This window comes from Mycobacterium alsense (assembly GCF_002086635.1).
In the GTDB taxonomy this organism is placed as follows: domain Bacteria; phylum Actinomycetota; class Actinomycetes; order Mycobacteriales; family Mycobacteriaceae; genus Mycobacterium; species Mycobacterium alsense.
In genome coordinates, this window is sequence record NZ_MVHD01000084.1 from 1 (window position 1) to 11,393 (window position 11,393).

Genomic DNA, 11,393 nt, shown 5'->3' on the forward strand with positions numbered 1-11,393 from the left:
ACGCAGGCCTCCTTGCCGTCACAGCGTCAGTGCCCAGTGTGCGCCCGGCCCCTAGCCCGAAGGTGGCGACCCGCCGCGACCGGGCGCACACTGGGCACTGACGCTGTGACGGCAAGGAGGCCTGCGTGGGCGAGCATGGTGCGTTCGGATTCGATCCCGACGAGTTCGACCGCCTGATCAGGGAGGGCAGCGAGGGGCTGCGCGACGTGTTCGAGCGCGTCGGCCGATTCGTCGGCGGCCCCGCCGGACGGACCGGTTGGTCGGCGTTCTTCGAGGACCTGTCGCGGCGGCCCCGGTCGGCGCCGGAGACCGCCGGCGAGGCCGGTGACGGGGTGTGGGCCATCTACACCGTGGACGCCAACGGTGGCGCGCACGTCGAGCAGGTATACGCCACGGAGCTCGACGCGTTGCGCGCCAACAAGAACAACGTCGATCCCAAGCGCAAGGTCCGGTTCCTGCCGTACGGCATCGCGGTCGGCGTGCTCGACGACGATTCGGAAGACGATTCGGAAGAAGAATCCGGCGCCGACTAGCCGCCTTTTCCCTTGTGACGTTTTGCGTTTGGTCGCGCGCGGGTCAGCCGCGCTGCACCACGTTCGCGCCGCCGGCGTTGCTGATCTTGGGGTTGCCCGAGTGAAAGGTGATCGTGTTGTCGAAGCCGGAGGCGTCGATGCTGTCGACGGCGTCGACGGTGACGGCGTTCTGCACCCCGGACACGGTGAGGCTGGTGCAGTGGCCGGTGATCACCACGGTGTTGGAAACGCCGCTCACGTCGACGACGTTGTCGTTGCAGGCGATCGTCCGGTTTTCGTTGATGCCGGCGACGCTGAGCCTGCCGCCCGCGGGCGGCGCGGGTGAGCTGGTTGGCGCCGGAGTCCGCGTCCGGGTGCTCGACGGGGCGGGGCTGCGGCTCGGTGTGCTCGACCGGCTCGACGGCGGGCCGAACGTCCCGGAGATGGTCGGCGGGGTGCTGATGATCGACTTGACACCCGAAAGCTGGTGCGCGGCAAAGGCCGCGATGCCCCCCGCCAGGGCCAGGAACCCGATGACGATGAACGTGCCCACCACCCACCAGACCGGGTTGCCCGAGGACGGCCGCGGCGGCGGCCCCGAGAGCGGCCCGCCATAGGTCCACGGGCTCTGCGGCGGCGAGGGTGGCATCGCGCCGGAGGGGCCGGGCGAATAGGGGTGCGAATAGGGGCCGGCCCCCGGCGGTTGCGCCACTCCGGACTCCGACGCGCGTGCGGTGTCGGCCAGGGGGCGCTCGAGTTCGCGGATGCGTTCTTCGGGGTCGTCCTGCGAGTTCATGGACAGATGCTCCCACCGCGACGCGTCGTATGGGTAGTTTCAGCACGTGCCCGACTTGCCGAACCGTCAGATCCTGTTGCGCCGCCGCCCCACCGGGCTGGTCCGGCCCGACGACACCGAGCTGGTCACCACCCCGGCCCCCGAGCCCGCCGACGGCGAGGCGTTGCTCCGGACCACCTACGTCGGGCTCGACGCCGCGGTGCGCACGTGGCTGAACGACCAGCCGGGCTACCTTCCGCCGGTGCAGCTGGGGGAGGTCATCCGGGCGGCCGGGATCGGCGAGGTGGTGGCGACGCGCTGCGACGCCTTCGAGGTCGGCGACGTCGTCACCACGCTGTCGGGCTTCCAGGAGTACGTGATCGTGCGCGACGACGTGTTCAGCACGCCCGTTCCGGGCAAAGCCACGGTCGACCAGCTGGCGGTGATGTCGGTGTACGGCCCGACGGGGGCGACCGCCTACATCGGGATGATGGACATCGGGCGGCCGCAGGCCGGCGATACGGTGGTGGTGTCGGCCGCCGCCGGCGCCACCGGGTCGGTGGCCGGGCAGATCGCCAAGATCGCCGGCGCCCGGGTGGTCGGCATCGCGGGCGGCCCGGAAAAGTGCCGGGCGGTGGTGGAGGACTTCGGGTTTGACGCGTGCATCGACTACAAGAACGACGACCTGCCGGGCGCGCTCAAGGAGCATTGCCCGCGCCGGGTCAACGTCTACTTCGACAACGTCGGAGGCCCGATCCTGGACGCGGTGCTGGGCCGGCTGGCGCCCAAGGCCAGGGTGGTGCTCTGCGGCGTGATCTCCAGCTACCTCAGCGGGGAGCACCCCGGCCCGGCCAACTACGTGAACCTGTTGTCCAAGACCGCCCTGATGCAGGGGTTCAACGCGCTCGACGAGTGGGGCCGCTTCGACGAAGCGTTCGCCGCGCTGCACCGGTGGGAGCACGAGGGCAGGATCAGGGCGCGCCAGACCGTGTTCGAGGGCATCGAGTCGTGCGTGGATGCCCTCAACGGCCTGTTCACCGGGGCCAACATCGGCAAGATGTTGGTCAAGCTGAGCGAACCGGCGGCGGGCTAGCCGTCGCCGAGCGCGCGGTGTAGCGCCCTCTTCGCGTCGGTCAGGGCCTCGAGCACCTTGGTCCGGGTCTCGGCGAGCTGCCGCTTCTGCTCGTCGGTGCCGGTCCAGGTGATGGTGCGGGCCAGCCCGGCGAGTTCGAAAAGCTCCCTGCGGATCTTGAACACGTCGCCGAACTTGGCGGCGCGCCCCAGGAAGGCGTGCGCGGTCTCGCTGCTGACGCCCCGCCAGGCCAGCAGGTTGCGGCCCAGTTCGGTCAGGGTGGCCACGCCGTCGTCGACCGTGACGACGCCCCGGCCGGCGAGCAGCCCGATGGCGAGCTCGGCCACGTCCTGCGGCGGGGTGAAGGCGCCCTGCGTCGCGTCGGACACCCGCTGCACGACCTGCGCGGCGTCGGCCGGCCCGTCGAGCAGCAGCGCGGCGGTCACGAACGCCGCCCGCTTGAGGAAGTGCCGGCCGTGACGGCCGCCCGGGCCGAAGCCGCCGAAGCCGGGGCCACCGCCGAACTCGCCGTGCCCCCAGCCTTTTTCGCCCCAACCGCCAAAGCCGGGACCACCGAAGAATCCACCAGACATCGCTGTCGTTCCTTTCCCATCGGAGTATCAAGCTCCTTGATACCACCGCCGGCGCAGATGTCAAGGAAGTTGATGCTTGTCCGCGGGGGCGACGGTCGGCGGCGCCCAGCGCGAGCGCCCCCGTCGGGGGCCGGGGTCCCGACGGCGGCGGAACGACCGTTCTCACCCGCTAGCAGCGGTTATTGCGCCGAAATGCGTCCGGACGCGCCGTCGTTAGAGATGCGCGGCGCCCCCTGCGCGTGGTTTCATAACACCGTTTGCGAGAGTTGGGTTCGGGGATTCTGACAAGTTGGACGTCACGGTTTTGACAGATGGGTGGTAGTGCAGATGGATCGTCGCAGCATGTTGTTGACCACGGGGCTCGGCATGCTGGCGGCCGCAGCCGCGGCCGGCGTCCCGGAGGCCATCCCGGAGGCCTACGCCACCCCGCCCCTCCCGGCCCCGCCTGAGGCGCCGTCGGCGGGCGGCGGCGGGCCCTACATCTTCTCCGACGAGTTCGACGGCCCCGCCGGCTCGGGTCCCGACCCGGGCAAGTGGACCGTGCAGACCTGGCAGGACGACGTGTTCCCGCCGGTCGAGGGGATCTACCGCGACGATCGCCGAAACGTCTTCCTCGACGGCAATTCCAACCTCGTCCTGTGCGCCACCCACGAAATGGGCACCTACTACAGCGGCAAACTGCGTGGCAACTTCCGCAGCATGATCAACCAAACCTGGGAGGCGCGGATCAAGCTCGACTGCTTGTTCCCGGGCCTGTGGTCGGCCTTCTGGGGTGTCAACGAGGATCCGCTGCCCGACGGCGAGGTCGACGTCTTCGAGTGGTACGGCAACGGCAGCTGGCCGCCGGGTACCACCGTGCACGCCGCGTCCAACGGAAAAACCTGGGAAGGGAAGTCGATCCCCGGCCTGGTGGACGGCGGTTGGCACACGTGGCGAATGCATTGGGGCGAGGAGGGATTCCAGTTCTCGCGCGACGGGGCGCAGTACTTCAGCGTTCCCAACAAGCCGATCCACGTTCACGGCGGCGCCCCCGACGACTTCCGGTGGCCGTTCAACAACCCCGGCTACTGGATGACGCCCATGTTCACGCTCGCGGTCGGTGGGGTGGGGGCCGGCGATCCCGCCGCGGGCACCTTCCCGGCGTCGATGCTGGTCGACTACATCCGCATCTGGTGACTATTTCTCCGCCTTGAGCACCTGGACGAGGTTGAACTGCCAGCGCTCCACGAGGCGGAACCCGAGGTCGTGCGGCACCGCGAAGGCGGGGGTCGCCCCGTAGCGCGGCCCGGGCGGCAGCGCCGTTCCGCGCTCGTGCGCCGGCACCGACTCGTCGGCCTGGGTGATGATCCACACGACGCCGCAATGGCTTAACGGCTTGGCGACCACCTCCGGGATGAGGTTGGTGTCGAAGACGTCGTTGCGGTCCGTGGCGCGCTGCCACAGCGTCAGGTCGACCAGCTTGCGATACGCGTCCGGGCGCGCCGCCATCAGCGGGCGCATCGGGGCGGGCATGAACGTGACCGTGTCGTTCACCAGCAGGCAATCACCGGGCGCCGCCTGCGCGGTGATCAGATCCGCCACCTGGCTGTAGTCCATCCCGTACTTGGCGTACGGGTTGCGTTGCGCCCGGACGTAATTCGGCGCGGCGGCGACGGCGAACAGGCCGACCAGCGCCGCCGCGACCCACGGCTTGCGGGCCACGGCGGCGGTGCAGACCGCCAGGATCAGCGCCATCGCCGGCGCGGTGAAGGCCAGATAGCGCGGGGTGTAGATCGGATGCACCAGTGCCGACCAGGCCACGATCAGGGCGGTCGGTATCACCAGCCATGCGACCGCAATCGTCAACAGCTGACATTCGGCCTCGGCGAGCCGGGCGGATCGGCTGAGCCACAAGACAATAGCCGCCGCGATCACCAGCGCCGACAACACCGCGAACGGCGGGCTCCGCTCGAAATACTGCTGAACCACCACGTCCTCGATCGTCCGGTGCCCGATCGTCGGGACCCAACTGATCTGATGCGACTGCCCGGCGACCGTGGCCAAAAACGGCGCCAGGGCGCACACCGCCGCCACCGTCGCAATCGCGAAGCGCACCATGACGTTTCGCGTGCGGCAGCACGCGGCGACGAAAATCAGGTGCGCCAACACCAGCAGCACGAGGTACGCGTCGAGCACCACCGAGACACCCAAAGCGACGCCATAGGCCAGCCACGACCGCGCGGAGTTGCGGCGCGTGGCGGCGACGAGCAGCACGGTCAGCCACACCGCCGCCATCATCGACAGCGCATACGGGCGGGCCTCGATGCCCGCCCACGTGCTGCGGGGCAGGATGCCGCAGAAGACCCCCGCCGCCACCGAGACGGTGCGCGACGAGAACTGCCCGCCCAGCACCACCGCCCCGGCCGCCGCGGCGCCTACGGCCAGGCCGCTGGGCGCCCGCGACCAGAACTCCGTGGGCGGGACGACGAGGAACCAGGCGTGCATGAGCGCGTAGTACAGCCCGTGGACGGCGTCGACGCTGCCCAGCATGTGCCATAGCTGACCGAGCGAACGGCTGTAGGACGCCGAAATGGTGGCGGCCTCGTCGTACCAGAAGGACGGGCGCGCGGCGCCCCCCAGACTTATTGCGGCGGCCAGGATTCCGACGATCAGCGGGTCCAGCGCGGCGCGGTGGGGTCGTCGCTCGCTGAACACACCGCCATGGTGCCAGGCTCGCCTCCCCATTTTCGCCGCAGTACCCCCTTAGAGTCTTGTCGTGCCTAACCCCAGCAAAGCCGGAAGGTCCCCGGGAAACTTCGTCGACGGGTTCTTGAAGTCGCCGTTCTCCGGCCTGGCGCCATGGGTCCTGCTGTCGGTGTTCTCCGCCCCCGGCCACTACGAGCGGGCCGTCTGCATCGCCTTGGGCGCGTCCTTGCTGACGATGCTGCTGGCGTCGGTTCGCGGCGTCTCGATACACGCCCTCGACGTGTTCGGCGCCGGCTTTTTCGCCGCGCTGGCCGTGGTCGGCCTGCTGGCCCCACCGGGCGTGATCGGCTGGCTCGAACTGTGGGCGGGCGAGGTCACCAATGTGTCGTTGGCGTTGTTCGTGATCGCGACACTGGTTGTGCGCAAACCGTTTACGCTTCCCTACGCGAAAGAGGAGGCGCCCCAGGAGTTCTGGGACAGCCCGTTGTTCCTGCGGATCAACTACGTCATCTCCGGGGTCTGGGCCGCGGCGTTCGTGTTCACCGCGACCGTCGGCTTCGTCGGCATCGCGGTGCTGAAGAACGTCGCGGATTTCTGGACCGGCTGGGTGCTGCAGCTCGCGGCGATCTTCTTCGCGGTCGCGTTCACCGAGTTCTATCCGGGCCACGCCGGTGCCAGGGCGGCGCTGGCCGCGGGCGAGGCCCCCGGCGAACCGGCGCCCTCGATGGTCAAGCTGGTCGATTGGCTGCCGAATTTCGTCCTCATCGCGGGCATCTTCGGGTGGTCGACCGGCGCGGTGACCGACGCGGTCGGAATCACCATGATCGTCGCCGGCATCGTCGGGAGCGCGTTGCTCAGCAAGCTCACGCCGGCAGCGGATTCGAACGTATGATCGATAAATGGGCGAGCTCGCGTCGATCGGGTACAACGGTCAGCCGGTGCGCGGCCCGTTTCGGGTGGTGCGCCCGCCGATCGCGGTGCTGGTCGACCTGACCGTCCTGTTCCCGCGCGAACCGCACCGGTCGGGGCGCTATCAGCCCAACGGGCTGCAGCTGCACAAGGTCGTCGAGGGGCGGCTGAGCTGCTGGGGCCTTTGCGAGCAGGGCGACTGGTGGGGGCTGGTGACCTATCCGATCGCGTACGGCTCCAAGCGAAAAACCGTGACGCACTGGGTGCCGGCCTGGACGCTGCGCCGCAAAGGCGGGGCAATGCGATGATTGCTGCCCGTGGCAGGCAACTTGGCTTCCGTGCTGACCAAGCTCGTCCCGCTCGGCCTGGTCATCGCGCTTTCCCCGATCACGGTGATCCCGGCGGTGCTCGTCCTGCACGCGCCGCGGCCGCGGCCGGTCAGCGTCGCCTTCCTCGGCGGCTGGCTGGCGGGCATGGCCGCGCTCACCGCGGCGTTCGCCGGCGCCTCCGACCTGCTGGGCGGCCTGCACCAGACGCCGCCGACCTGGGCGTCGTGGCTGCGCGTGGTGATGGGCCTGGCGCTGGTCGCGTTCGGCGCGTTCCGCTGGCGGTCCCGGCATCGTCAGGGCAGGACCCCGGCCTGGATGCGGTCGTTCTCCAGACTGACCCCGCTGCGCGCCGGGGTGACTGGCGTGGTGCTCACGGTGGTGCGCCTCGAGGTGCTGATCCTGACCGCCGTCGCCGGGCTGGCCATCGGCACCGGCGGGCTCGGCACCACGGCCGGCTGGTTGTCGGGGGCCGTCTTCGTCGCCGTGTCCTCCTCGACGGTCGCCGCGCCGATACTCGCCTACGTCGGCGCCGGCGGCCGCCTCGACGAGGCGCTGGAACGGCTCAAGGCGTGGATGGAAGAGAACCACGCCGCCATGCTCGGGGTCATCCTCGTCCTGATCGGTTTGTTGGTGCTCTACAACGGCATTCGCGCTATGTAGCGCGCCCGGCGTGCAAAGATTGCTGCCCATGGCAGGAAGCTGGGGCTCCGCGCTGACCGGGCTGGTTCCGCTCGGGTTGGTCATCTCGCTGTCACCGATCACGGTCATCCCGGCGGTGCTGGTGCTGCAGGCGCCGCGGCCCAGGCCGAGCGGCCTGGCGTTCCTGGCGGGCTGGGTGCTGGGCCTGGCCGCGGTGACGGCGCTGGCCGTCGGGGCCTCCGGCCTGCTCGGCGGGCTGGACAGGTCGCCGCCGCGGTGGTCGTCCTGGCTGCGCGTGGTGCTCGGGGCGGCGCTCATCGCGCTCGGCATCTACCGCTGGCTGACCCGGCACGCCCACACCGAGTCACCGCGGTGGATGCGCTCTTTCGCCACCATCACCCCGCCGCGCGCGGCGGTGACGGCGGTGGCGCTGGTGGTGATCCGGCCCGACGTGCTGCTGATCTGCGTGCCGGCGGGGCTGGCGGTGGGCGCGGCCGGGCTCGGCGCGGCCGGCGACTGGCTGGCGGCGGCGTTCTTCGTCGCCCTCGCCGCGTCGACGGTCGCGATCCCGGTGCTGGCCTACGCGGCCGCCGGTGACCGCCTCGACGACGCGCTCGCGCGGCTCAAAGACTGGATGGACCGCAACAACGCCGCGCTGATGGCGGTGCTGCTGGTCGTGATCGGTTTGATGGTGCTCTACAACGGGATTCGCGGCCTGCATCACCTGTAGCCGCCGTCGGACAGTCCGGCGTCCTCCTCGAGCCGGTTGGTCGCGCCGAAGGCCAGCTCGCGGACCAGCTCCCAGCCGTAGCCCGCGAGCATGCCCGCGTAGCCCTTGGCCGCCCATTGCCGGCTGTGCCGCTCCTCGTGGTGCAGCACCCGATCCAGGTCGGGCGCGCAGCGCACGAGCTGCCGCAGCCGCGCCGCCGGGTCGGCGCGCTCACCCCCGGTGAGCATGAAGATGTCACCCCAGGTGGTGCCGCCCCGCCGGCTGAACTGCCGCTGCAGCCAATTGCCGCCCGCCCCCATCAGGATGCCGTGGGGGGTGGTCACCAGGCGCCCGCCGTTGCGGTGCACGAACGCGACGTCGCGGGCGTAGCTCCAGCGATTTGCGTTCTGCCGGTGCATGATCCGCGCGACCTCGGCGGCGCGGTAGGGCGTCGCGGGAAAGTCTGGGCGCTTGGCGGCCCGCCCGCCCGCTGAGGCGTAGTCGGTGCCCGCGTTGAGGACGTAGGTCAGCAGCGTGGCCCGGCGCGCGTCGAGCCTGCCGGCGTCCGGCGGCAGCAGGAAGTAGGACTTGCCGTGCGGGTCGCTGATCTCCTCGGTCTTGTCGAGGACCGCGAAGCTCTCCGGCGTGATCGCGTTCCATCGGGCGATCTCCTCGACCACGCCGGCGGGCACGCCGCGCCGTCGGGCGTTTTCCCGCCACGCCGTGGAGTAGCGCATGCCCGCCAATTTAGGGTGTAGGCAATGAACAGGCGGCGCCCGCGCGGCATCAAACAGATCACCCGCGGGCTCGGGACCCTGGATCGCGAGCTGTTCGAGACGATCGCCGAGACGCCCACCCCGCTGCTCGACACGGTCATGCCGCCGCTGACCCGGGCCGCCGACCATTCCAAGCTGTGGCTGGCCATCGCCGCGGGGTTGTTCGCGTCGCGCAGGCGCTCCGCGCAGCGGGGCGCCGCCCGCGGCGTCGTGACGCTCGGGGCCACCAGCCTGATCACCAACCAACTCGCCAAGCGGCTCCGGCGGCGCCCGCGGCCCGTCTACGACTCGGTGCCGCTGATCAGGCAGGTCCGCCGCCGCCCGGTGTCCAACTCGCTGCCGTCGGGACATTCGGCCAGCGCCGCCGCGTTCGCCGTCGGCGTGGGGCTGGAGAACCCGCCGCTTGGCTTCGTTTTGGCGTTGCTGGCCGGCATGGTCGGGCTGTCGCGGGTGGCGACCGGCGCCCACTATCCCGGCGACGTGCTCGCCGGCTTCGGCATCGGCGCGGGCCTCGCGGTGCTGGGCGGCCGGGTGGTCCCCCCGATCACCGAGACCGCGCTGCCCAAGACCGAGCCGCTCGTGGTCGACACTCCCGCGCGGCCCGACGGGTCTGGCGTGGTGCTGGTGATCAACCCGTCGTCGGGCAGCGGCACGGGCGCGCGCGTCGTCGACGAGGTGCGCGCCGCGCTGCCGAAGGCGGAGATCGTCGAGCTGGGTGCCGACGACGACCCAGAGGCGGCGTTGCGCGCCGCCGCCGGGCGCGCCGAGGTGCTGGCCGTCGGCGGCGGCGACGGGACGGTGGCCGCGGGCGCGTCGGTCGCCGCCGACGCCGGGCTGCCGTTGGCGGTGTTTCCCGCGGGCACGTTCAACCATTTCGCCAAGGACATCGGCTGCGACACCGTGGCCAAGACGGTCGACGCGATCCGCCGCGGCAGCGTCGCGCACGTGGACCTGATGTGCCTCAACGAATCCCGCATGGTGCTCAACACCGCCAGCATCGGCGCCTACCCGGCGTTCGTCCGGCGCCGGGAGAAGCTCGAGAAGCGCGTCGGCAAGCCGGTGGCCGGCTTCTACGCGATGCTGCGCACCCTGCGCAACGAGCGGCCCGTGTCCATCCGGTACGACAACAAGTCCCTGCAGACGTCGCTGTTCTTCCTCGGCAACTCGGTATACCTGCCCAGCGGGTTCGCCCCGTCGCGGCGCGCCCGCATGGACGACGGCCTGATCGACGTGCGCATCCTGGAGGCCGGACGCCCGTGGGCGCGCACGCGGATCCTGGCCGCGCTGGCGCTCGGACGCCTGCAGCGCAGCCCGCTCTACCACGAGCTGCAGGTGCCCGAGTTCAGCTTCTCCGCCGTCGACGGCCCGACCGTCGTCGCCCACGACGGGGAGGTCGGCGAGGAATACGAGCGGGCGCGCTTCGTCGTGAAATACCGGGCGCTGGCGGTGTTTCGGCCGTTGGGCTGAGCGGTCCCGCCGCCCGCGAGGCTGTAACTGGCGACACCGCTTCTCGAGAAACGTGTCGCCAGTTGCAGTCTCGCGGACCTGAAAAGACTTGGGATCGGTAGACGCGGCAAATCGATACGGTTGCGCCACTCGTGGCCGTTGGGCGGTCCGTAGCGCGCGGAGGTCGGTATGTCGTTTGTCATCGCGGTCCCGGAGTACGTGACGGCTGCCGCCTCGGATCTGGCGAATGTGGCCTCGGCGATCGGCGAGGCCAACGCGGCGGCGGGGGTACCGACGTCGACGGTGCTGGCCGCGGGCGCCGACGAGGTGTCGGTCGCCGTCGCGCAGTTGTTCGGCGCGCACGCGCGGGCCTATCAGGCGATCAGCGCCGAGGCGGCGGCGTTTCACCAGCGGTTCGTCGGGCTGCTGACCGCGGGTGCGGGCTCCTATGCCGCGGCCGAGGCCGCCAATGCCAATCCCCTGCAAAACCTCCTCGACCAGATCAATGCGCCCTTCGACGTGCTGCTGGGGCGACCGCTGATCGGCGACGGCGTCGACGGCGTCGACGGAACCGGCGCGAACGGGCAGAACGGTGGATTGTTGTGGGGCAACGGCGGTGCCGGCGGTGCCGGCGCGGCCGGCCAGAACGGGGGCAACGGCGGGAGCGGCGGGTTCCTGTTCGGCAACGGCGGTCGCGGCGGAGCCGGTGGGGCCATTGCCAACGGCTTCGCCGGCTTCGGCGGCAACGGCGGCAACGCCGTGGGCCTGTTCGGCAACGGCGGCGCCGGAGGGACCGGCGGGGCCTGCCCCAATGGCGTGGCCGGCGACGGCGGCTGGGGCGGGAGCGGCGGGATCCTCTTCGGCAACGGCGGTCCCGGTGGGGCGGGAGGCGCGAGCAACATCGTTGCCGGCTGGGGCGGGAGCGGTGGCGACGGGCTCGGCATGCTC

Annotated in this window: 13 protein-coding genes; 9 read left to right on the forward strand and 4 right to left on the reverse strand. The window is 70.8% G+C overall.

Annotated elements, in window-relative coordinates; all coding sequences use genetic code 11:
* The first annotated feature begins 125 nt into the window (after window positions 1-125).
* On the forward strand, window positions 126-533 hold the full coding sequence (locus tag BST11_RS25715; protein ID WP_083141027.1) for a hypothetical protein: 408 nt from the start codon (window positions 126-128) through the stop codon (window positions 531-533).
* Window positions 534-576: 43 nt separating this feature from the next.
* Here the strand turns inward: BST11_RS25715 and BST11_RS25720 are convergent, their stop codons facing one another.
* A complete protein-coding gene (locus tag BST11_RS25720; RefSeq protein WP_083141028.1) occupies window positions 577-1,308 on the reverse strand; it encodes a DUF3060 domain-containing protein in 732 nt (243 codons plus the stop codon).
* Between the two features lie 46 nt (window positions 1,309-1,354).
* Here BST11_RS25720 and BST11_RS25725 point away from each other — a divergent pair, with 46 nt between their 5' ends.
* Entirely contained in the window at window positions 1,355-2,380 is a 1,026-nt protein-coding gene (locus tag BST11_RS25725) for an NADP-dependent oxidoreductase (protein ID WP_083141029.1), read from the forward strand.
* Here BST11_RS25725 and BST11_RS25730 read toward each other — a convergent pair.
* Window positions 2,377-2,952, reverse strand: coding sequence for a hypothetical protein (locus BST11_RS25730; RefSeq protein ID WP_083141030.1), 576 nt, complete (start codon window positions 2,950-2,952; stop codon window positions 2,377-2,379). The genes BST11_RS25725 and BST11_RS25730 overlap by 4 nt on opposite strands.
* A 327-nt stretch (window positions 2,953-3,279) precedes the next feature.
* On the opposite strand from BST11_RS25730, the gene BST11_RS25735 reads away from it, so the two are divergent.
* Window positions 3,280-4,128 carry a glycoside hydrolase family 16 protein gene (locus BST11_RS25735; RefSeq protein ID WP_067317440.1) on the forward strand — a complete coding sequence of 283 codons (849 nt, stop codon included), beginning with the start codon at window positions 3,280-3,282 and terminating at the stop codon, window positions 4,126-4,128.
* Here BST11_RS25735 and BST11_RS25740 read toward each other — a convergent pair whose 3' ends face one another.
* Complete coding sequence (locus BST11_RS25740) at window positions 4,129-5,676, reverse strand: glycosyltransferase family 39 protein (RefSeq protein ID WP_083141031.1); 1,548 nt, start codon at window positions 5,674-5,676, stop codon at window positions 4,129-4,131. It abuts the gene before it with no gap.
* A gap of 31 nt (window positions 5,677-5,707) precedes the next feature.
* Here BST11_RS25740 and BST11_RS25745 point away from each other — a divergent pair, with 31 nt between their 5' ends.
* The 4 genes from BST11_RS25745 to BST11_RS25760 are packed head-to-tail and all read left to right on the forward strand — an operon-like array spanning window position 5,708 to window position 8,244.
* A complete protein-coding gene (locus tag BST11_RS25745) occupies window positions 5,708-6,529 on the forward strand; it encodes a DUF3159 domain-containing protein (RefSeq protein ID WP_083141032.1) in 822 nt (273 codons plus the stop codon).
* A 7-nt stretch (window positions 6,530-6,536) separates the two neighbouring features.
* A complete protein-coding gene (locus BST11_RS25750) occupies window positions 6,537-6,854 on the forward strand; it encodes a hypothetical protein (RefSeq protein ID WP_083141033.1) in 318 nt (105 codons plus the stop codon).
* A 30-nt stretch (window positions 6,855-6,884) separates the two neighbouring features.
* Entirely contained in the window at window positions 6,885-7,535 is a 651-nt protein-coding gene (locus BST11_RS25755) for a GAP family protein (protein WP_083141034.1), read from the forward strand.
* 28 nt (window positions 7,536-7,563) lie between these two features.
* Entirely contained in the window at window positions 7,564-8,244 is a 681-nt protein-coding gene (locus tag BST11_RS25760; protein WP_067317429.1) for a GAP family protein, read from the forward strand.
* Here the strand turns inward: BST11_RS25760 and BST11_RS25765 are convergent.
* Window positions 8,235-8,960: a hypothetical protein gene (locus tag BST11_RS25765; protein WP_083141035.1), complete on the reverse strand. Its 726-nt coding sequence runs from the start codon at window positions 8,958-8,960 to the stop codon at window positions 8,235-8,237. The two genes, BST11_RS25760 and BST11_RS25765, sit on opposite strands and share 10 nt — an antisense overlap.
* Before the next feature lie 24 nt (window positions 8,961-8,984).
* On the opposite strand from BST11_RS25765, the gene BST11_RS25770 reads away from it, so the two are divergent.
* Together BST11_RS25770 and BST11_RS25775 are read left to right on the forward strand one after the other, a co-directional pair.
* Window positions 8,985-10,466, forward strand: a complete 1,482-nt coding sequence (locus BST11_RS25770; RefSeq protein ID WP_083141036.1) for a bifunctional phosphatase PAP2/diacylglycerol kinase family protein — start codon at window positions 8,985-8,987, stop codon at window positions 10,464-10,466.
* Window positions 10,467-10,634: 168 nt separating this feature from the next.
* Window positions 10,635-11,393 (forward strand): PE family protein (locus tag BST11_RS25775; RefSeq protein ID WP_142276578.1); only part of this gene is annotated, 759 nt, incomplete at its 3' end.

Excerpts from the sequence above, each read along its gene's own strand:
- BST11_RS25770 (WP_083141036.1), top strand. The coding sequence starts at position 8,985 with ATGAACAGGCGGCGCCCGCGCGGCATCAAACAGATCACCCGCGGGCTC.
- BST11_RS25765 (WP_083141035.1), bottom strand. The coding sequence starts at position 8,960 with ATGCGCTACTCCACGGCGTGGCGGGAAAACGCCCGACGGCGCGGCGTG.
- BST11_RS25730 (WP_083141030.1), bottom strand. The coding sequence starts at position 2,952 with ATGTCTGGTGGATTCTTCGGTGGTCCCGGCTTTGGCGGTTGGGGCGAA.
- BST11_RS25750 (WP_083141033.1), top strand. The coding sequence starts at position 6,537 with ATGGGCGAGCTCGCGTCGATCGGGTACAACGGTCAGCCGGTGCGCGGC.
- BST11_RS25760 (WP_067317429.1), top strand. The coding sequence starts at position 7,564 with ATGGCAGGAAGCTGGGGCTCCGCGCTGACCGGGCTGGTTCCGCTCGGG.
- BST11_RS25740 (WP_083141031.1), bottom strand. The coding sequence starts at position 5,676 with ATGGGGAGGCGAGCCTGGCACCATGGCGGTGTGTTCAGCGAGCGACGA.
- BST11_RS25720 (WP_083141028.1), bottom strand. The coding sequence starts at position 1,308 with ATGAACTCGCAGGACGACCCCGAAGAACGCATCCGCGAACTCGAGCGC.
- BST11_RS25735 (WP_067317440.1), top strand. The coding sequence starts at position 3,280 with ATGGATCGTCGCAGCATGTTGTTGACCACGGGGCTCGGCATGCTGGCG.